This is a genomic window from Parabacteroides sp. PH5-46 (assembly GCF_029892785.1).
In the GTDB taxonomy this organism is placed as follows: domain Bacteria; phylum Bacteroidota; class Bacteroidia; order Bacteroidales; family Tannerellaceae; genus DFXE01.
Genome location: NZ_JARXXA010000002.1, coordinates 297322 through 319316 on the forward strand (window position 1 = coordinate 297322; position 21995 = coordinate 319316).

Annotated in this window: 11 protein-coding genes and 1 pseudogene; 4 read left to right on the top strand and 8 right to left on the bottom strand. The window is 45.0% G+C overall.

Going from position 1 to position 21995, the window contains the following annotated elements:
- Positions 1-39 precede the first annotated feature (39 nt).
- Both M2470_RS03090 and M2470_RS03095 read left to right on the top strand, forming a co-directional pair.
- A complete protein-coding gene (locus M2470_RS03090; protein WP_280743437.1) occupies positions 40-288 on the top strand; it encodes a type II toxin-antitoxin system ParD family antitoxin in 249 nt (82 codons plus the stop codon).
- Complete coding sequence (locus tag M2470_RS03095) at positions 281-580, top strand: type II toxin-antitoxin system RelE/ParE family toxin (protein ID WP_280743436.1); 300 nt, start codon at positions 281-283, stop codon at positions 578-580. Before M2470_RS03090 ends, M2470_RS03095 begins: the two co-directional genes overlap by 8 nt.
- Positions 581-605: 25 nt before the next feature.
- Here M2470_RS03095 and M2470_RS03100 read toward each other — a convergent pair whose 3' ends face one another.
- Positions 606-1316 carry a SprT family zinc-dependent metalloprotease gene (locus M2470_RS03100; protein ID WP_280743435.1) on the bottom strand — a complete coding sequence of 237 codons (711 nt, stop codon included), beginning with the start codon at positions 1314-1316 and terminating at the stop codon, positions 606-608.
- A 210-nt stretch (positions 1317-1526) separates the two neighbouring features.
- Between M2470_RS03100 and msrA the strand changes: the two are divergent.
- Positions 1527-2006 (top strand): annotated as a pseudogene (gene msrA / locus M2470_RS03105) (peptide-methionine (S)-S-oxide reductase MsrA); the annotation flags it as partial.
- 58 nt (positions 2007-2064) lie between these two features.
- Positions 2065-4122: a beta-galactosidase gene (locus M2470_RS03110; protein ID WP_280743434.1), complete on the top strand. Its 2058-nt coding sequence runs from the start codon at positions 2065-2067 to the stop codon at positions 4120-4122.
- A 70-nt stretch (positions 4123-4192) separates the two neighbouring features.
- On the opposite strand, the gene M2470_RS03115 is transcribed toward M2470_RS03110, so the two are convergent.
- The 7 genes from M2470_RS03115 to M2470_RS03145 form a co-directional block, all read right to left on the bottom strand.
- Positions 4193-6709 (bottom strand): glycoside hydrolase family 9 protein, encoded by a 2517-nt coding sequence (locus M2470_RS03115; protein WP_280743433.1) that lies wholly within the window; start codon positions 6707-6709, stop codon positions 4193-4195.
- A 36-nt stretch (positions 6710-6745) separates the two neighbouring features.
- Positions 6746-9250, bottom strand: coding sequence for a sugar-binding domain-containing protein (locus M2470_RS03120; RefSeq protein ID WP_280743432.1), 2505 nt, complete (start codon positions 9248-9250; stop codon positions 6746-6748).
- Between the two features lie 7 nt (positions 9251-9257).
- Positions 9258-12074: a TIM-barrel domain-containing protein gene (locus tag M2470_RS03125; RefSeq protein WP_280743431.1), complete on the bottom strand. Its 2817-nt coding sequence runs from the start codon at positions 12072-12074 to the stop codon at positions 9258-9260.
- Between the two features lie 119 nt (positions 12075-12193).
- Positions 12194-14086 carry a hypothetical protein gene (locus tag M2470_RS03130; protein ID WP_280743430.1) on the bottom strand — a complete coding sequence of 631 codons (1893 nt, stop codon included), beginning with the start codon at positions 14084-14086 and terminating at the stop codon, positions 12194-12196.
- A gap of 59 nt (positions 14087-14145) precedes the next feature.
- Positions 14146-16665 (bottom strand): glycoside hydrolase family 9 protein, encoded by a 2520-nt coding sequence (locus M2470_RS03135; protein ID WP_280743429.1) that lies wholly within the window; start codon positions 16663-16665, stop codon positions 14146-14148.
- Positions 16666-16738: 73 nt separating this feature from the next.
- Positions 16739-18439 carry a RagB/SusD family nutrient uptake outer membrane protein gene (locus tag M2470_RS03140; RefSeq protein WP_280743428.1) on the bottom strand — a complete coding sequence of 567 codons (1701 nt, stop codon included), beginning with the start codon at positions 18437-18439 and terminating at the stop codon, positions 16739-16741.
- A 26-nt stretch (positions 18440-18465) separates the two neighbouring features.
- Positions 18466-21696 carry a TonB-dependent receptor gene (locus M2470_RS03145; RefSeq protein WP_280743427.1) on the bottom strand — a complete coding sequence of 1077 codons (3231 nt, stop codon included), beginning with the start codon at positions 21694-21696 and terminating at the stop codon, positions 18466-18468.
- Positions 21697-21995 lie beyond the last annotated feature (299 nt).

Below are 21995 nucleotides of genomic sequence, written 5' to 3' on the forward strand. Positions count from 1 at the left end.
TCTTACCAATAATTGGTAACTTTGTAAAAAATGAGAGCAATGAGAAAAAATACATCGGTAGCATTAGGCAACTACTTTGAGGACTTTGTGGAGAGCCGGATTTCACAAGGCCGCTACAAGAATGCCAGCGAAGTTATTCGTGCTGGATTAAGATTGCTGGAAGAGGAAGAGAACCGGACAATGGCATTAAGAACTGCCATTCAAGAGGGAATAGATAGCGGAACCGCCATAGGTTTCGACCCTAAAAAGCATTTGCAATCTTTAAAAGCGCAAAGGCGGAATGGCTAAATACCGGTTTACCAATAAGGCGGTAGAGGATTTATCTAACATCTGGAATTACACGGTGAAAACCTGGTCGGAAAGGCAAGCAGACTTGTATTATCGAATGCTGATTGAACTCTGCCGGGATATTGCCGATAACCCGGCCTTGGGCAAGAACTATGAAGAAATATCGGAAAGCTTATACGGCTTTATAGCTAACAAACACATTATATTTTATCGGGTGATTTCGCAGGATGAAGTCGAGATCGTGAGGATTCTACACGGCAGTATGGATTTGAAGAGCCGTATCGGAGAATAAACGCCAGACGAAAAAACCCAGAAGCTTACAGCATCTTATATTCTTTCAACTCTTTGCGGAGGGCGAGGGCTTGGTTCTTGGTGACTATATCCATGAGTAACCAGAAGCGGTCGCTGTGGTTCATTTCTTTGGTGTGGCAGAGTTCGTGGAGTAGTACGTAGTCGATGAGTTTGTCGGGTAGGAGCATGAGGGAAAGAGAGAGGTTGATGTTTTTGCGGCTACTGCAGCTTCCCCAGCGGCTTTTGCTGTTGTTGATCCGCACGCCTGAGTAACTGAAATTATGCTGTTGAGCCAATATCATCAGACGTTTGGGGAGTATTCTTTTAGCCTCGTGGCGGAGCGCTTGCTCTACGAACTTTTTCAGGAGGTCTTGTACCTGTTCATCGTCAAAGTTTGTTTCGTTGGGGCAGGCTATGTACAGGATTCCTTCTTTTAGGTTCATGTAGAAGTTAGTCCTTTCCGTGCGGAAAATATGCAGCTTAAAAGTATTGGTTTGCAACTCTGTCGTATCGCTTAATATGTTTCTTTTGACAGGATGTTGCTGTAGGGCCAGAATTAGTTTCTGGCGGTTGTTTTTTATAAAGGCGATCATGGAATCTAACGTTCCGCCCGGAGGTATCGTGCCTGTGATAGCTCCGTTCTTTATCCTCAGAGAATACCGTTTAGCCCGAGGGTTTATTTTAATGATTATTGCGCCTAATACCTCATCTTGTATTATTTCCTGCTTGCCAGCCATATGACAAAAGTATGAAAAAGAACAAAAGTTTCATCCCGATGAGAATTTTTTCTCACCCGCATGAGAACTTTTTCTCATCCATGTGAGAATTTTTTCTCATCGGGATGAAATTTTTGTTCGACGGGATAAATAATGAGCGGAATATGCAGAGTTTTTATAACTTTGTTTGTTGATTTTTAAAGGTAATCAATTATGAGTAAAGACACGAAGACAGATACGGCAATCTTTGCCGGAGGATGCTTTTGGGGTGTGGAGTATTATATGAAACAGCTGCCGGGAGTAATCAGTGTAGAGTCAGGTTATATCGGTGGAACGAAAGAAAACCCGACTTACGAAGAAGTTTGTACCGGCACCACCGGCCATGCCGAAGCAGTCAGGATAACGTATGATCCGTCAAAGACTGACTATGAAACCTTAGCCAGGCGCTTCTTTGAGATTCACGACCCTACGCATGTGAATCACCAAGGGCCGGATATGGGTGAGCAATACCGCTCGGAAGTATTCTATTCCACGGATGAAGAGAAGCAGATCGCCGAAAAACTGATCGCCCTGTTAAAAGACAAGGGCTTTGAAGTAGCCACTAAACTAACGCCTGCCACTGTATTTTGGCCTGCGGAGGATTATCATCAGAACTATTATACCCGCAAGGGCACATTACCCTATTGTCACGGATATACCAAGCGGTTCTGATTTTTCATTTCCTGAATTTAATATTATGTCTCATACATTTAAAACAAGCTATATTATTATGAAAAAGAAAATTTTCACTACACTTTTGGGACTCGTTGTTTCCTTTTCTATACTTGCGCAGTACAAGTTTGACAATGTCCTCTACGGAGCGGCCTATTACCATGAGTATATGCCATCCGAGCGTTTGGATAAAGATATTCAGATGATGAAAAATTGTGGATTGTCTGTCGTTCGCGTAGGTGAATCCTCATGGGGCATCTTTGAGCCGCAGGAAGGGGTATTTGAATTTGAGTGGATGGATACCATCATAGATAAGATGCATAAAGCGGGCATTAAGGTGATACTTGGAACACCTACCTATTCCATGCCGGCCTGGTTGACCCACAAACATCCGGAGGTCTTGGCTGAGCATACACGAGGGAATAAGGCCTATTATGGTATCCGCCAGAATATGGACTTTACAAATCCGACCTTTAAGTTTTACAGCGAGCGTATCATCCGGAAAATGATGGAACGATACGCAAAGCATCCGGCTATAATCGGTTATCAGGTGGATAATGAGATAGAGGCAAGAGGGATCAATAACAGAGATTATTTCGTGGGCTTCCGGAATTATATGAAGGATCGGTTTAACAATGACCTGAATCTGCTGACTAAGGAATGGGGTATGAACTACTGGGGCATGAATATCAATACCTGGGAAGAGTTCTATACACGCGACGGGGTAACGAATCCTTCCTATAAGAATGAGTGGGAACGTTATAATCGTAAAATGGTAGCTGATTTCCTAAGCTGGCAATGTGATATAGTAAACGAGTATAAACGTGCCGACCAGTTTGTAACCCATTGTTTTATGCCTGCTTTTCATAATGTCGACCAGGTAGAGAGTTTCAAGAAAATGCAGTATCCTGCAATCAACGTTTATCACGATGTGCAGGACAAACAAGACGGGCAGTGGATCGCATACTCCGGTGATTTTATGAGGACTGCTGCAAAAGACAACTATATTGTCATGGAGACGAATGCGCAAGGAATCGGTTGGGATGCCCGCAATCAACGTCCGCCTTATGACAAGCAATTGCGCCAAAACGTATATAGCCATTACGCCTCCGGGGCAAATATGGTAGAATACTGGCATTGGGCTACGCTGCACTATGGACAGGAAACGTACTGGAGAGGCGTGTTAGGGCACGACCTGGAGCCAAACAGGGTGTATAATGAGTTTAAGGAAACGGCAGAAGAGTTGAAAAAGATAGGAAGCAAACTGGTTAATCTGAAGAAGAAAAACAAAGTTGCTATCTTGTATAGCCATGACTCTTACCACGCATTAAACTTTATGCCATACACGTACAAAGATAACTATCCTGTCAATAGCGTGCACAAGGCATTGTATATGCAAAACATAGAAACGGATATCGTTCCCTGTGATAAATGGACGGATTTCTCTGCATACAGCATGTTGGTGATTCCCCCGTTATATGTGGCAACCGATGAGTTATTAGCCAGTATCGACGCGTTTGTGAAAGGAGGAGGACATGTGCTTATGATGCACAAGAGCGGCTACTGTAACGAACATTCGGCAGTCAGGACAGCCTTGGCTCCCGGCCCATTGCGCAATGCCTGCGGATTCTACTATCAGGAGTATTCTACTATCGACAATATGTCACTGAAAGATCATCCTTTTGAACTGAATGAAAAAGACCAGATCAGTGATTGGTATGAATTTCTAGTTACAGAAACAGCTACTCCCCTGGCATATGCTGATCATCCTTTCTTTGGTAAATGGCCGGTAATCACTGAAAATACTTACGGTAAAGGATCCTTGACTTATATCGGGACATATCCTTCTCAGGAGTTGTTAGACAAAGTAATCCGCCGGGTAGCGGTAAAGGCCGATATCATTACCTCCGATTGTGTAACGTTTCCTGTAATCATGCGTTCCGGCATCAACCAACAAGGGAAAACGATCCATTATCTGTTTAATTATAGCGATAAAACAAAGGAGATTAAATATCCTTATTCGTCAGGGAAAGATGTATTATCAGGTAAAAGTGTAAATGCAAATGAGCTTCTTCATATCGCGCCTTGGGATGTGGCTATTGTAGAGGAGAAGTGATTAAGAGATTATAATAAATAAAAAGATCCCGTTTCATGCCGAGACGGGATCTTTTTATTTGAGAGTTATATTACTTAGATAGTAACTGTTGAGCTGCCAGTACGAGGAACATATAATGTGAAGAACCTCCTCCCATTACATACTCTACTTGCTGCCAGAGGAAGGGGAATTCCAATAGTTCAGGGAAATCGGGGCGAATCAAAGCCGTACCAGACACAACACCTCCCGGGATGTACGACCAGTCTGCGCGGTTTAGACCGTAGCCTACAGTGGCCGATCTTGCGCCTATACCGGAAGCAAAAGATGATGTATTAGTGCCGGGGTGGCATCCCAGAATAAAGTTCAAAGCATTATAGACAAAGTCTGAACTGAATATATCCGGGTAAGCGGTATGCAGGAAGTAGTGACGATATCCGAAGGATTGGATGTTCCAGCCTGCGCCCCAGATGTGTGGACGATACGGTATGCCGTAAGGTGTTTCGGCTCCTTGTTTTTCTAGCTCGGCACGGAATCCTGTCAGGGCTTCACGTACTGCTTTGGTGAACTTTTTGTCGCTCATCTTCTTTTCGGCACGTCCGATGAACCAGCCGATGCGTCCGATGTTTTTTACAATATAATCGGTTTCAGAGAGCAGGTAATCTTTGTATTCCTTGTCTCCTGTAGCGATGTATAGTTCTGTTGCAGCCTGTATTTTGGCCGATTTTACTCTGTCTGTAACCTTGGTTACCTTGTATATTTCACGGGCTGCTTCCAGCGATTGGATGCTCAATGTATCGTTGAAGCCTTTCAATACGCGGGCTGCTGCGGCTAAGTGTGCAGAAGTACTCAACTCACGGAAGGGATTGTCTTCTGTAAATACCCAGCGGTCGTCTTCGTTGCCAATTACATTGTCTGTCATGGTCATTGCATCGCCCAGCAATACATACTGGCGAAGATCGTTACAGATAATACCTCTGTACAAACGTCCCAATGCCCGGTATGCGCCTACAACGCTTAAAGCGCCGTTTTCTACCTGTTGCAGCATGTCGGCTTTGCCGTCTGGTTGATGAATTTCCGTAATCCGGTTGATCTGGTCTATGGATGTTGCATCGTAATCTACGCCAAAGGCTTCGTAGGCCAGTGCCAGGATATAGGTTTCCCCGGCTTGTGATTCTACCCGCAGGTCGAAGTCTCCCGCATCGTGCCAACCTCCGATGTTCAGTCCGGGGACTACATCGCCCGGTTTGTATTTAGTCAAAGTAGAAGGACCTTGTACGTAACCGTCTATATGGTTGAAGTTAACAGGCGCCATCCGTGCATCATCTGCGTGGCAATGGCCATGCCATACACGATACTTCTCGTTGACGCGCATATGGCACATTTGCACCGGAAGGAAATACTCCAGCACCGGTTGCCAAGCTCCCCTGTCGTACACATCCTTAGCTATGCGGAAGATAGCTGAGTAGGAATTGCCGTATTTTACCTGATAGAGTCCTTCTTCTTTTACATCCGAGAAATCAAACTTTACATAGTTGTAACGAAGGAATTGCCCCCATTCGTTACCGCTAGCAGTTGTTACTTCTTTTTCTCCGCTATCCGTAATACGATAAAGAATCGGTTTCTCACGTTTCGTATCCCGCTTGTCCAATTCTATGATTGCTACTTTGGGCTGATTCGGGTGATAACCTAATTGTGACGTTTGCACTATCGGTGTGTACAACCAGTCTTCTACGACATTGGGAGTAATAACCCATTTGATCGCTTCTTTGGTGGCTCCGGCAGCTATCTCGCTACGTACAACGAACCATCCGTTGTTGTGGTTCATGCGGCCGTCAAAGAGTTTAAGATCTGTTCCTTTCGATTCAATTGTGAAACGGTTGTAAGGATCATCGGGACGAACGGTGAAACGCTTTCCTACAGCATAGGGTTCGGCTATGATATCATCGGCAATGATTGGGCTATAGCCTTTTCCTGCCAAATGTTTAGCACTGGCTTTCCCTTCGGGGTTGAAATTCCCTGCGTGATTATGATTTGCCTTTTCGGATAAGGTAGGACCGTTTGGCTGCTGAGGGAAGATCCCTGTCTGCTTATCCATGATCCAGGCTTTGCCGAATAAAGCACCCGGGAATAGCTCGAAGTTGAAACCTACCTTGCCTATGAATTGCGATGGAATGGGACGATCTAAGTCTACTGTTACTACGACAGCATTGCCTTCGCCTTTCACTGTTACGGTATAGTTGAACTGCATATCCGGATAGATCATCGGATTAAATCCGGTCAGGTGGCGAGAGGAATCGGGATAGCTCAGGAAGGCTGTTATGGTATTAGCCGAAGCATCCACCTTCCGGTCGTTCTGTTTGGGAACAGGCTGCCATTGTCCGGGGGTAGGCTCAAAGCGGATGTCTCCGTTTGTACCCACACGGTTTCCGTGCATGATCAGGCTAACGCCTCCCTGATGGCCTTCCGGATAGATGTCATCAAATGCCATTACGTCTACTCCTTTGTTCTGGAAGTATCCTGACGGGATAAGTTTAAACTGCTGCCCGGCTGCAAACTGGACAACGAAAGCTAATAAAATAGCTGTTAATAAGGGTTTATACTTCTTCATGTCGATAAAAGATTAAGTAAGAACTTGCTGTATTTATTATTTAACTTGTACGACAGTGTAACTATCCGGTAATCCCTCGGAGGAGGCTTTCAGGCGGATTTCGCCTTTTTCTCCTGTGTTTTGAACTACCACCATAGCCTTGCCTGAAAACGCATGGCGTTCCGGCTTCTTCAGACTGACGGGGTCGTTCTGATTTCCGTTGTCTGTTCCGGCAATAAAGCCTTTCCCTTCCACTGAGAAGCGGATCAGATTAGCCGCATTGGGCACCAGGTTACCGTTTTTGTCTTTCACCTCTACTGTTACGAATGAAAGGTCTGTTCCGTCTGCCTGGATAACTGTCCGATCCGGACTTAAGACAATCTGTGCTGCTTCTCCGGCAGTATGGATTTCTTTGCTCATCACTACTTGTCCGTTTTTGCGGGAGATAGCTTTTAAAGTTCCCGGACTGTATTTCAATCGCCAGGAAACATGGAAGGTTGTGTCTGTTTTACTTCTCTTTCCCATGCTTTCTCCGTTGAGGAACAACTCTACCTCGTCTGCCTGATTATAGTATGCCCAGACATCTACTTCCTGTCCTTCTTCCCAGTTCCAATGAGGGAAAATATGTAATACAGGTTTGTCTGTCCACTCGCTTTGATACATATAATATACATCCTTAGGAATACCGGCCAGGTCTATAATGCCGAAGAAACTGCTACGGCTTGGCCAGCCGTAAGGGGTAGGTTCTCCCAGATAGTCAAAGCCTGTCCAGACATACATTCCAGAGATATGCGAATACTTCTTTACTTCCCTCCAGGTTTCTTCATGTGTAGAACCCCAGGGAACGTGGCAATTATCATAGGAAGAGCAGATATGCTCGGGCAGGTCAAAAGGTCTGTCCCATCTGTCCGGACGGATATACATCTGATCGGAAGGCATCTCATAAATACCACGCGACATTAAGCCGGAGGTTGATTCACTTACGATCAATACCTTGCCAGGGAATACTTTCGGGAACGGAGCAAAATCCTGGTGATGATAGTTGAATCCGTATACATCCAATGCTTCGGAGCGGAACAGGTGATTGCCGGGGCTTACCTCGTTACAGCCTGCCGTGATAACACGGGTAGGATCTGCTTTACGTGCAATGCTTGCCAATGTATGCGTGATAAGCGATTGAACACTCATGGCTGTATCTTGCAGTAAGGCTGGGTCGATGTGATGTCCGGCGTTCAGGATGAGGTTTGCCTGTTGCAGACTTAAGGTGTCGGCATTAGCGTGTGTCCATTGCTCCAGTACTTCATTCCCGATGCTCCACATAAATACAGACGGATGGTTTCTGTCTCGCAGTATCTGGTCGGTGAGGTCTTTTTCATGCCATTCGTCGAAGGAACGGGCATAATCAAAGCGAGACTTTCTACGTCTCCACATGTCGAAGGATTCGTCTTGCACTAAGATACCCATCCGGTCGCAGATTTCCAATAGTTCAGGAGTAGGAGGGTTGTGGCTTGTGCGTATGGAATTGACACCCATCTCCTTTAAGATCTCTACCTGCCGGGTAAGCGCGCGGTAGTTGATCGCAGCTCCCAGGCAGCCCAGATCGTGGTGCATACACACACCCAGGATTTTGGTAGCCTTCTCATTCAGGTAAAATCCGGTAGCCGGATCCCATCGAAGCGTACGTATTCCTAGGGGCGTTTGGTATGAATCCACCGTTTGTTTGTTACTGATAATTTCGGTAACAACTGTGTATAAATAAGGGTCTTCAAGTGTCCAGCGCTGAGGGTTGCTTACTTCCAGTAATTCGGATACGGTTTGTGTGGCCTTGGCGGCAACCTTTGCTTCTTTCCGTGCTTCTGCTACTATCTTTCCGGAGGCATCTACTATTTTGTTTACTATTTCAATGGTAGCTTCTTCCTGATTGTTCCGGATGGTTGTTTCGATGGAAACGGATGCTTTTGCGTCTGTAATAACCGGAGTTGTTACATAGGTTCCCCACAAATCAACATGTATTGGGTGAGTCTTTACCAACCACACATTCCTGTAAATCCCTGAACCGGAATACCAACGCGAGTTTGGTTGCTCGGAATTGTCGGCATGTACAACTAATATGTTTTCTTCTTTCCCGTATTTCAAATGCGGAGTCAGGTCATAACGGAAGGAAATATATCCGTTCGGACGGTTGCCCAGTAGGTGTCCGTTCAACCATACTGTACTGTTTCGATATACCCCGTCGAAGTCGATATAGACCATCTTGCCTTTATCTGATTCGGGCAGTTTGAAATGCTTCCTGTACCAGCCGTTTCCGCCGGGCAATGCTCCTCCGCCTGTCCGGGCGGGATACTTCGGGTTGAAGTCAGCTTCAATACTCCAGTCGTGCGGAAGGTTTAGCGTCCGCCATCCGCTATCATCCAGTGCCGGGTTGGAGGCATCGATGGTATCGTCTGTCAGGAAAAATTGCCAGTCCTTGTTGAAGGATATCTTTTCCCGCTCACTTTTTTCGTTGGTACATGCTAAAAGTAACAAGCAGAACACAACAATACATAATGGTTTTACTCTCATAAATATGTCAGGATAAAGAGATTTCAATCTGTTCACCCGTATACGTGGTGTCGAATTTCTTACCCAATGGATTATCCGGGGTGATAAAGATAACAGAAATGCTTCGTTTTTCTATCATTTCCGGGAAATTTCCTTTTCGTTTGTTTACAATGAGCTTTTTGCCTGCTTCATTGTAATGGAGGTCTATTGTGCTGTAATTTCCTTTTTCATAATCATACGTTACGCCATTATCTTCGTAAAGGGTGAAGCGTCCGTCTTTGCCTGCATAGACATAAATTGTCAGATTTTCCTGACGTTCGGCTGTAGACTGGATTACTTTTCCTGTTGGAACGATGGAACCGGCTTTTACGTATAGCGGCATCCGTTCGTAAGGAGCTTCTACATGTTTGGTTACTCCTCCGTGTATGCTTTTACCCGAATAGAAATCATACCATAAACCGGAAGGGAAATATACCTCGCGGCTTCTGTCTTTATACGTGTACACGGGGCAAGCCATAAAGGAAGGACCAAACATAAACTGGTCTCCTATGTCATACGTTTTGCGGTCTTCCGTGTAATCCATTACCAGGGCACGCATAATGGTATAGTCGTTGAAGTAAGTCATCCCTGCCAAGCTGTAGATATAAGGCATTAGCTGATACCGTAGTTCGGTATAGTATTTGATGGAATTGTATGTAGGAGTTCCCTGTGGAGCGATATGATAAATTTCGCGATAAGGGTATTGTCCGTGGCTACGGAAGAGCGGACAAAAGGCTCCGAACTGGAACCAGCGAGTGTTCAGCTCCCTCCATTCGTTCATGTCTTCGTTGTTTACATTAGATGCGCTGTAGCGGTTTTCTACGCAAAAGCCTCCGATATCCATTGTCCAGTACGGAATACCCGACATGGCGAAGTTGAGCCCGGCGCTGATCTGCGCTTTCATGTCTTCCCAGCGGGTACCTATATCACCACTCCAGGTAGCAGTAGAATACCTTTGTACTCCGGCGAATCCGGAACGGGTAAGCAGGAATACGCGGTCATCCGGATTCACACCACGTTGCCCATCGTAGATGGCTTCTGCATTTGCTAAGGCATAAGCATTGAAATACTTTGTGGAAGGGCCTAAATACGTAGGGCCGCATAGCTTTTTCCGGTAATCCATATCCGTATTGTCCTGTACGTTGGGTTCCGAGGCATCCATCCACCAGGCGTCTATTCCCAGCTTGTACAAGTGCTCGTTCATCTGTTTCCAGAATATTTTACGAGCTTCCGGATGATAGGCATCATAGAATGAACCGATATATCCCGGATAGATCCAGTCGCGGATACTGTCCTGTACGGCCTGCTGATACATCGCGCCAATGGCGTCCAGCTCCTTATAATGTTCGGTTGTGATGTAGAACTTCGGCCATACCGAGATCATGATACGGGCTTGTTGGTCGTGTATGTTTTTTACCATTCCTGCCGGATCGGGAAAGCGCTCTTCGTCAAACTCATGGCTTCCCCAGGCATCTACGGGCCAGTAGCTCCAGTCTTGTACGATAACATCCAGCGGAACTTGTTGCTTTCTGTATTCTCCCAGAGCTGTGAGTAATTCGTCCTGTGTCTTGTAACGCTCCCGACTTAGCCAGTATCCCATTGCCCATTTGGGCATGATCTGGCTTTTGCCTGTTACGTTGCGATAGCCGCTGATTACATCGTCCATGGTTTCGCCATTGATAAAGTAGTAATCGATTTCATCGCCCATTTCGCTGAAGAAAGCTACTTGCTTTTGTTCGACTTCGGGAACAGGGCTCAGTACTTTAAGTCCCAGATACGATACACCTCCGTCGGGCAACCACTCAATCCGCAAAGGATAGCGTTTTCCCTTTTCCATGTTGACGGCAAATTTGTAATCATTCGGGTTCCAGGCAGTACGCCATCTTTCGGGAACTACTTCTTTCCCGTCAATGAATACTTTGGTGTAGCCGGCATAATGGAGTTTGAAGTGATGTTTCCCGCTTTCTTTCGCTTCAATCTCTCCTTCCCATGTGGCATATGCATTGTTGCGGGGGAAGTTGTCAGGGAAGTTTTTTATACTAACCAGGTCTTCGTAGTCGATCTTCCTTTCGTTGCGGGAGATCAACAGGTCTTTGCCTGCTTTATCCGAATAATAGCTTGCTGTAATCCATCCCTCATTACGGGCTTTGTCATATATTTTAAAGGTTTCCGGTAGGTCGCTGTACGGGCGTTTGTCTCCGAAACGGCTCAGTGAGTAATTGTGCCATAAAATACCGTATCCCTTGGTGGACATAATGAACGGAACACTCACTTTTGTATTGTACTGAAACAGCTCTTCGTTCTTTCCTTTATAGTTGAATTCATCGCTTTGGTGTTGGCCTAATCCATACAGACCTTCGTCTTCCGAGCCTTCAAATATCTGGCGTAGCGTATAGCCTTTGACGCCCTCTATCTCCATGGCCTGAAATTCTTTCCCTCCTCCTTGTTTTTCCCGGAGGATCATGTTACCGTTTTTGTCGGTAAACCATACTTCGCCTGTTCTTTGCGATAAACAAGCCTGTATGTTTGCTGTGCTGAGGATAAGCGTATCCCCGTTTTGGTTTATATTAAAGGAAGGAGTCGGCAGAGGCTGTGTCGTTTTGATCATGTTTACCTCTTCGACAAACTCTCCGGTAGGTGAGGCCAGAACGTGTATTACATCATCTGAAATGACCTCGAGTTTGATCGCTTTTGCTTCACCATTTTGTATGGGAGCTATTAATCCGTTTGTTGTTTTTTGATAGCTTTGCTGGCAAGAACAAAGCAATAGGAAAACGGCTAAAGTAGATAGAAAAAATTGTTTCATTTTTAACGTTGATTAGTTGCTTATATGTGTTTTGAAAATTGCACCCATGCGTTTTGTGAAAAGCATGCGTGCGTTTTCGAAAACGCACGCATGCTATTTTTCAACCTCATTTGACAGGTTTATTTTGTATTGTTTTTCTTTTCAAAAACCCTATACGAATGAGGCATAAGAGTCAACGTATATTCGTTTTTGCTTTCTACGGGTTGATACCTTCTGATGGGATTGTTTACGTCTTTCTCTTTCGGAGTTAATACGGAACCATCGATAATGTCTGTCAGGCTTTCGATGTTTTCGTCTGTCAGAATCTTTATATTAACAGGAGTATCATTGAAGGATTCTACGATAAATGTTCCGTTGTCATAGACAAACAGACTTACTTTAGACGGCCCTTCGATACGTATATCAAGATCCTGACTCAGGATACGGCGTATCACATTCAGGGCTCCTTCCGGATAGTCGTATAAATTACCCATATCATCCGGTATGGTTAAAACAAACAAGTTTCCTTGTGAGTAGGGAGCTCTCAATAGGATAGGATAGCCGCTTACTCCGCCGTTTAAAGGCCGGCCGGCGCTAACCATCTCCCATGAATCATTGGTCTGGTAACGTACTTGCGGAATAAGAATATCCCGGTCTATCGTGCCATATCTTCCGAAATCGTTTACCAAGGCCTTCAAATCGGTACAGCGCAGTTCGGCAATATCAGCGATTTTATCGGGGATGGCTTTCAGCAGGCTGCTGGTAATTACAATATCTTTTCCTTTTTGTAATTGTGTCTTTATCTTAGAAATAATCTGTTCGTCGTATTTGGCTTGTTCGGTTAATAAAACAACCTTTTGATCGGTGGGGAACTCAGAATACATATCCATTGGAAGCCCGATCATCCCCAGGTAGTTTTGCAGAAAATCATCACCCAACGAGTGGTATGGCTTGTATGATTTAATGCCGATGGGATTTCCCAGCTTATAAACAAACTTGTCGATTTGTTCGAATGTAATGCCTGCTGCACGAGCCAAAGTAGTCGGTTTTACCGTTTGTCCGTTTGCTAATTGGATAGGCTTCATCATCTCATCGAAATCAAAGCTGGTGCCTTGTCCTTGCCAGGGGGTACGGTGTTGAGGACGTATGCTTACTCCCAGTAATTGGTTATAGGCAAATAGGATCATCTCCGGTGTTTTGGAAAACATGGTAAGCCATAGCTGTTCGGCATAACGATCCATTCCCATATGAGAGCCTCCTGAATCTACCCAACCGCCGAAGTTATGACCCGGACGGAGGTTTTCGAAATAACGAATGATGTTATAGCTCAGGTAATTCTGCAAATGCTGATCGCCGCCTGGATCACGTGTTTCCGTACCGGTCCATACCCCGTCAAAGAGATGTGGCCCGTTCTTCAGGTCAAATCCCAGTCCCTGGAAATGGTCGTACCAGTTCGGATACTTGATAATAACCTTTACATTTGGATTTACCTTCTTTGATGGTTTCATGATCAGGTTCTGTCCGGCTTCCGTCATCAGCTTAAGTCGGTAATCCGTCCAGCTTTGCGTTCCTTTTGCCTTAATCTCAATATCTGATTTACAACTGGTAAAAAAGAAATCGTCGAGGATATAATCGTCGAAATGCTTGGCTGTATGTTCGGCTATCTCTTGAACTAACTTGCGATGTTCCGGGTTTGAGTAACAGAATGTTTCAAAGCTATTTGCCTCATTGATCGTATAGGTGATACCTCCACCGGTTTCAATTCCCCTGTCGTGAAAGAATTTCTTTGCTTGTTCCAGCGTTTCGCTCGGTACGATCAATAGGTCACGGTGTGTTTCCAGATAAATTTTATCGACCTTAATCTGCTGGGAAATAATGTTCCAGGTAGAATCAAGCCAATGTAAATCTTTCATCTTCTCGACTTCATAGGCACGTGTGTAAACCGAAACCTTGAAGCTCCTGTAATTGCCTGCATGTAAACTAAGTAACAGGCACGTGGTCATTAGTGGTATTAAAATAAGTTTCTGTTTCATAAGTTCATTTTTTAAAAGATTTACGACTTGATTCTTACCTGGAAATATTTTCTATCTATTTAGTTATTCTTCAATATTTTTTGTGCAGCCAGTACCATGTACATGAAATAAGAGGCTTCCCCTCCCAAGCAATATTCCTGCTCCTGCCAGATGAATGGGAAGTCGTACAACTCAGGCAAATCCGGACGAATAAGTACGGTTCCCGGAATAACGCCTCCCGGAATATGCGACCAGTCTGCCCGATTCACCCCATAAGCTGTTGTGGCAGATTTTACTCCTACGCCGGAAACAAAAGAGGTAGTATTAGATCCCGGATGACAACCCAGAATGAAGTTTACAGCATTGAAGATGTAATCAGGTTTGAATAGATCCGGATAGGCATCCTGATAGAAGCAGTAATAATACCCCATACTTTGAACATCCCAGGAGCCGGAGGTTCTGTTTCCCCTGTCGGGAGGAAGCCCATAAGGCGATCTGGAGGCCAGTTCAGTATAGTTTTCTAATACACTGGGGAGTGCTTTTCTGATAGCAGCAGAGAATTTCTTATCTTTTACTGCATTGTCGAAACGACCGATAAACCAGCAACGTCCAATGTTTTGTGCGATATACTCTCTTTCTGAAAGCACATAGTCCTTATATTCTTTTTCTCCTGTAGCCAGATATAGTTCTACAGCGGCATGTATTTTTGCGCTCTTGCTACGTTCGTCTATGCGTGTAACCTGATACAGTTCTTTCGAAATATTCAGGCAATGATTACTTAATGTATCATTGAAGTTCTTCAATACCCGGTATACTGCAGCCAGTTGGGCAGCTGTAGTCATTTCCCTTCTGGGATTGTCTTCTGTGAAGACCCAGCGGTCGTCATCATTTCCGCTAACATTATCGGTATGAGCGCTGGCATCTCCCAGGTGGGTGTATTGACGTACGGTATTGCAGATAATGCCCCGGTAAAGGCGTCCTAAAGCCTGATAGCCGGCTACGATGGATAGAGCGCCATGTTCAATTTGCTGCAAGATGTCCGGTTTTCCGTCAGGTTGATGGATCTCTGTAATGCGTGTTTGCTGGTTGATCGATGTTTCATCCCAGTAATCAATCCCGAAGTTTTCCTGGGCAAGAGAAAGGATATACGCCTCTCCGGCCTGGGATTCAATACGCAAATCATAGTCTCCGGCATCGTGCCATCCTCCGATATTCAGTCCGGGAACAAGATCTCCCGGTTTGTATTTAGTTAGTGTGGAAGGCCCTTGTACATAGCCGTCAATATGATTCAGGTCTACCGGAGCCATCTTGGCGTCATCTGTGTGGCAGAAGTCATGCCATACCCGGTATTTTTCATTGACCCGCATGTGGCACATCTGTACAGGCAGGAAGTATTCCAGCATGGGCTGCCATACGCCCCAATCATAAATGTCGTTTGAAATGCGGAAGGTATTAGACTTGGATTCTCCGTATACTACCTGATATAAGCCTTCTTCCTTTATAGAAGAGAAGTCAAAGTGTAGATAGTTATAGCGAAGGAACTTACCCCATTTGGAGGGAGCAGATTTCAATGCCACTTCCCTTCCTTTTCCTGTTATTTTGTACAAGACAGGTTCCTGTATATTGCTGTCGCGATCATCTAACTCAATAACAGCCACCTTCGGCTGGTTCGGATGATACCCAATCTGGGATGTTTGCACAATCGGCGTGTACATCCAGTCTTTTTGGATCTGAGGGGTGATGACCCACTCGATGGCTCCTTTGGAAACACCTGCCGGTATTTCTGTCCGTAAGATAAACCATCCGTTATTGTGATTCATTCGTCCGTCATAAAGAACAAGGTCTCCTTTGCGTGATTCGAAGGTTATCTTGCTATATGGATCGTCAGGGTTGAGAACAAATTGCTTACCTCTGGCAAAGGGACTTGCTATTATGTCGTCGGCTACCATTGGGCTGTATGTTCCATCCCCTAATAAATGTTTTACATCTGCTTTCCCATTTGGGTTGAAATCGCCGATGTGTTTCGTGTTGCTCTCCTGAGCTAATGTTGGTCCGTAAGGTTGAGAAGGGAAGATGCCTGTTTTGCTGTCGAGTATCCATGGCTTTCCCATTAATATTCCGGGGAATAGTTCGAGGTTAAACCCGATTTTACCGGCAAATCTTTCCGGAACGGGGGTATCGAGATCTACGGTTACAATTATATTCTCACCCTCTCCTTTTACATTGATCGTATAATTAAATGCATAGTCAAGGTAGAGCATCGGATTGAATCCTGCTTTATGTTTCGAGCTGTCCGGGTAACTTAAGGTTACGGATATGTTGTTACCGGCTTTGTCTACTGTGCGTTTTCTTAATTTGGGTAAGCCTTGCCATTGTCCTTGAGATACTTCAAAGCGGATATCACCATTTGCCGCCAGGCGGAAACTATTCATTACGAGCGTTACACCTCCCTGATGGCCTTCCGGGTAAACATCGCTAAACACCATAACGTTGGCTCCTTCATTCTGGAAATAGTCCGCAGAATTGATTTTAAATCCCTGAGAGTAGAGGCTTAAGGAAGCGATACAAAGACCTACTATGCAAAATGTTTTTTTTATCATTTTATGGAAAGGGGGTTAAATAGGGGTAGTCCTATTCACATATCAGGCTACCCCTATTGTTTTTTATTTAGTATTAATATCCCGGATTCTGGTCTTCTCTGCCAATGGCATCATTTGTCAGAATTTCCTTTTCAGGAATAGGGAATAGCATCTTGTTAGGATTATGCTCAAATGCACGGTAGATATGCCAGTCATTTAGAGCTTTATCAGGATCAGCACTTGGATTCACACCCACATTCTTCGGATATTCCTTTTCGATGAATTCATCCAAGAGTCCTGAGCGTTTCAGGTCATAGAAGAAGCTGTACTCCGCATTGAATTCATGACGACGTTCCATATTCACGGCAATTAACCAAGGTTCTGCTGCATAGCCTTTATCTGCCTTATACTTTGCATAATATGTCTTGGCATCAGGAACAGTAACCGTTTCTGTTAGCATAGGTATCGGATACTCCGGATCATTCAGTGTTACCTCAAGATTACCAAAGGCACGTTCGCGGATTTGTTTGATCATCTCCCAACCGGTAGCATCGTCTCCTGTGCGGAAGCAGCATTCTGCATAGTCTAACAATACTTCTGCATAACGTAGCGTACGTATAGAAAATGGCTGATTAATAGTTGTCCAATAGTCACAAGCCTTGCGCCAATACTTCACACTTGAGATATTAGGCATAAACTCAGAGCCTGTTTTTACAGTTGGGGCGCCATTCGCACCAATCGTTTGATCGGTCCATGGGTTCGTTTCGCCAAGGGCTACCATAGAAGCGGCACGGCGACGGTCTCCTTCCTCAAACGAGTAATAACATTCCCATGAGATAAACAGGGATCCCCAGCCATTGTATTCCATAGACGCACAGTTGTAATTAACCCACATGTAATGGTCTTCCTTCGGATCCCATCCGTTGGTACCTCCCATGTTGTTGCCCCAGTCTGACCACATTACTACAGCAAATACGTCTTCAGGAGTCCAGGCGTTTTCAGGATCAAACAGATAGCTGTAGCAAGGTAACAGAGAATAAGTTCCACTGTCAACGATTTGCTTGAATAAACCTTTAGCTTCGTCATATTTGCCTTGATACATCTTTGCGATAGCCTGATAAGCTAAGCAGAACCCTTTTGTGATACGTCCATATTCGTTGTTGATTGGTTTCCAGCCCAGGATATTGGCAGCGTAAACCAAGTCTTCTACAATTAAGTCCCATGTGCCGTCTTCTGTTTCCGGACGAGGTTTTGATGGGGTGTTTGAATAGGTCTCTCCAGTCTGTAGCATGGGGATACGTCCGAAGTTCTTAGCCAGGTTCAGATAGTTCCAGGCGCGGATAGCACGTGCCTGCGCTTCCAATTCTTTCTTCGATTGTTCTCCTGCTTCAAACAGATGGTTTTCCATATCTTCCAGACCTGCCAGGAATACATTACAGCGAGAGATAGCCGTATAATGTCCGATCCATACTTGTTCAAATTCAGCGCTGGAAGCTGTCCAGTCCTGCGTACAGTATGTTTTATCCCAGCCGCTGGCCTGAGTATCCATGGTTGGGTGATTGGCCAACATGAACTGAGGCTTGAATCCCCACATCGCCAAGTCGGTAGGAGCATTTTTCTTTGTCGGATAGAAGGTGTCGTAGCATCCGATCAAGCCGGAATTCGCATTTTCTTCACTTTCGAACATCATATCTCCCGGAAGGATGTCGTAATGATCTACTTCCAGATAATCGCTACAGGAGTTAGCCGTTAATAGCAACAGTCCTGATAAAATATATATAGATATCTTTTTCATATTTGCTTTATATTTACATAAGATAATTAGAATTGCACACTCAACCCGAACGTAAATGTTCTCGGATAAGGATAGCGTCCCTTGTCGAAGCCGGTAAACAATACGTCGGGCTTATTGTCAACGATGTTACCTACTTCAGGATCTCCGAATTTGCTGTAGCTGGAGAAGCAGAAGGGATTCTCTACAGAGGCAAAGAGACGGGCGTTTTCCATTTTCAACGGAAGCAATACCGATTTAGGTAGAGTATATCCTATCTGGATGTTAGCAATCTTCAGGAAGTCGCCGCTTTTGATGTACGCATCAGAAGCCCGTTGGTTCAGGTTCCTGTCCACAATGGTCAATCGGCTATAGTCTGTGTTTGTATTTTGCGGAGTCCAGGCCTTGTTTATATATTCCTTTAATGTATTCTGGATACCACCGGTTGTTTTATACAACTGGGTCATCTTCATAGATGCGTAAGAATAGATGTCCATACCGGCCACGCCATACAGATATACCATAGCATCAAAGTTCTTATAGCCGGCTGTAAGCGTTAATCCGTAGTTCAATGTTGGGAACCCGTTGCCCAGCACTTCGCGGTCTTCGCCATCTATGTATCCATCGCCATTCAAATCCTTGTATTTATAGTCCCCTGCAGTGGTGGCTTGTAACTGATATACCTTTATCTCGCCGCCAGTTGCGTCGGATGCCTTTTGGTTCATGGCATCTACTTCTGCCTGAGATTGGAATATGCCCTCTACTACATAACCATAGTAAGAACCTACTGCGTATCCGTTCATTGTTATTGAGTGTTGATCCCAGTTATCTCCGTCATCAGAATCACGATAGTAGATAGGATCTCCTACTTCAATGGCTTCGTTCTTAAGAGTAGATCCGGACAGGCTGGCACCGAAAGTCCAGTCGCCAAAGCGTTTGTTGTAGGCAATATTGAATTCGAAACCTTTGTTCTTGATGTGTCCGGCATTGGTATATACTTCGCTGTATCCGGTAGAAGGACGCATGCTACGATACAGAAGCAGGTCTTTAGAGTCGCGGATGAAGTAGTCTAATGTAATGTTCAAGCTGTTGTTCAGCAAACCGATATCAAGACCAACGTTTGTTTGTGTGTTGGTTTCCCATTTCAGGTTGGTGTCGATTTCTCTCAGCTGTGCGATACCGGGTACCATTGTATAGTCGCCGGTATATCCGTTGAGCGAACCCCAGTCGTAAGCAACGCGGTTAGACGATAGCTGGGCAACGGAAAGATTGGTAGCTTCTCCGGCATTACCGGTTTGTCCCCAACCAACACGTAGTTTCAGGTTACTGAAGATATCCAGATTCTTGATGAAGTCTTCTTCAGACAGACGCCATGCCAATGCAGCAGAAGGGAATACTCCCCAGCGATTTCCGGAACCAAAGTTGGAAGAGCCGTCACGGCGTACGGTACCTGTCAGAATATAGCGATCCATCAGTGAGTACATAGCACGTCCGTAATAAGACACGTAGCGAGTCTTAAGACTATACGAACCACCACCGTTACGAGACGCTTGGTCACTGGTCAACGATATATCTCTATACGTATCAGACAGGAAGTTATTCGCACTTGCATTTACCGAGTGCCTCCAGTTGTTGCTCACCGTATTACCTGCCATCAGTGTCAGGTTATGAATGTCGTTGCTCCAGTTATATGTAAAGTAACTCTCCAACGCTACAACGTTTCTCTGATTCTGATTCATATTGAAACTGTTCACAGAGGAAGAAGAAGGAACACGATAATTCACTGTACGGAATTCGCTTCCATCATACGAATTGAATCGATACGATCCCACAGTGCGGAACGATAAGCCCTTGAATAGTTTCAGATCCAGATAAGCACTGGCAAGCAAGTTGTTGGAATACCCCGGAGTCTTATCCGCTTCTTTACGAGCGGCGTAGGGGTTGTCCTGACCTTTTTGGATGTCACCCTCGCCGGAGGTCTGCATAAATCCATAGTATTTACCATCTACAGCTCTGTCGTTATAGTTGTGGCTGATGAATTCGCCGGTTAGCTCGTCTACGTAGTCCATAGTCGGCGTTAGGATGGCATAGTTACGCAGGTTTCCTGTAATGTTTCTTTCATTATGCTGGAAAGAAAGGTTACCTCCTACCTCGATGAAGTCTTTTACCTTATATACAGTGCTGGCGCGAGCTGTCAGGCGAGAATATTTAGTGTCCAGCACGATACCTTCGTTATCTAAATAGCCTACAGAGAAGGTAGACTGAGTCTTTTCCGTACCTCCGGAAACAGATAGCATGTAGTTCTGTCTGAAGGCAGTCTGAGTCATAACATCTTGCCAGTCTATCGAGCGCAATTTGCCGGTATATTCTTCGCCAAAGGCTTTGTTGGTGATGATGGCGCCATCGTTGGCACGTCCCTGACGTACAGAATAGGCAAACAGTTCAGCGTCCGCTACATCCAGCGATCCCTGCATGTTCTGGATACCGAAGTTGGCAGAGAAATTAACGTTCGTCTTTCCTTTCTCGCCCCTCTTAGTGGTTACGAGGATTACCCCGTTGGCACCCTGAGCACCATAAATGGCGGTAGCCGAGGCGTCCTTCAGGATCTCGATACTCTCTACGTCGGCAGGATTGATGAAATCGATGCTGCTACCAACCTGCACACCATCTACTACGTATAGAGGGTCTGCTGATCCATTCACTGTGGCAACTCCACGGATACGGATGGTGGCTTCTCCCGAAGGATCACCCGAGGTACGCGTCACCAATACACCCGCAGCAGCTCCTTGAAGCCCCTGAGCGATGTTGATCGGATTCCGCTTCATCATCTCTTCTTGGTTTACAGACACTACCGAACCCGAAATGTCACTTTTCTTCATCGTACCGTAGCCCACTACTACTACTTCGTCTAGTTTCTCGGCATCTTCACGAAGCACGATGGCGTAGCTGTTGCGCGAGCCGATTTTAATCGTTTGCGGCAGGAAACCGATATAAGATACCCTTATATCTGCACCTTCCGCTACATTCAGCTGGAATTTTCCGTCCATGTCACTGATAATACCTGTTGCGGTACCCACTACAATGATATTGGCTCCCAGGATGGGCTCTCCACTTTCGTCGGTAACGGTACCTGTAATTAGTTTTGACTGTTGTTGGCTGGTCGTAACATCTGGATTTGCCCTACTGTCGGTTGCCAGAAGTGGCGTTGTACAAAACAGATTGATTAGAAAAGCAAATCCCATTGTCTTTACAAATGGTAAAAATTGGATGTGTTTTTTCATGCTCTTTAATTTAAGTAAAAAATATGTTTACGAAATTATACCTATTTTATGAAATAATAAGGGAAGAATGTTTCACGCAATGGGGATAAGCGTAAATGGAGGGGGGAGAAATGTCAATTTAACAGGGGTGTTTTGTTCTACCCCGGGAATAATACTCCGGTGCTTGCCGAAGTATTGCGCGGAGGTTCAAACAATACTCGATTCGGGATTTGAGTATCGAATGAATGTTAAAACGATACTCGATTCGGGATTTGAGTATCACTTAAGTGTTAAAACAATACTCAAAACCCCATTTGAGT

Coding starts and splice junctions, on each gene's coding strand:
- M2470_RS03110 (WP_280743434.1), top strand. CDS start 2,065: ATGAAAAAGAAAATTTTCACTACACTTTTGGGACTCGTTGTTTCCTTT.
- M2470_RS03095 (WP_280743436.1), top strand. CDS start 281: ATGGCTAAATACCGGTTTACCAATAAGGCGGTAGAGGATTTATCTAAC.
- M2470_RS03120 (WP_280743432.1), bottom strand. CDS start 9,250: ATGAGAGTAAAACCATTATGTATTGTTGTGTTCTGCTTGTTACTTTTA.
- M2470_RS03135 (WP_280743429.1), bottom strand. CDS start 16,665: ATGATAAAAAAAACATTTTGCATAGTAGGTCTTTGTATCGCTTCCTTA.
- M2470_RS03145 (WP_280743427.1), bottom strand. CDS start 21,696: ATGAAAAAACACATCCAATTTTTACCATTTGTAAAGACAATGGGATTT.
- M2470_RS03130 (WP_280743430.1), bottom strand. CDS start 14,086: ATGAAACAGAAACTTATTTTAATACCACTAATGACCACGTGCCTGTTA.
- M2470_RS03115 (WP_280743433.1), bottom strand. CDS start 6,709: ATGAAGAAGTATAAACCCTTATTAACAGCTATTTTATTAGCTTTCGTT.
- M2470_RS03100 (WP_280743435.1), bottom strand. CDS start 1,316: ATGGCTGGCAAGCAGGAAATAATACAAGATGAGGTATTAGGCGCAATA.
- M2470_RS03090 (WP_280743437.1), top strand. CDS start 40: ATGAGAAAAAATACATCGGTAGCATTAGGCAACTACTTTGAGGACTTT.
- M2470_RS03140 (WP_280743428.1), bottom strand. CDS start 18,439: ATGAAAAAGATATCTATATATATTTTATCAGGACTGTTGCTATTAACG.
- M2470_RS03125 (WP_280743431.1), bottom strand. CDS start 12,074: ATGAAACAATTTTTTCTATCTACTTTAGCCGTTTTCCTATTGCTTTGT.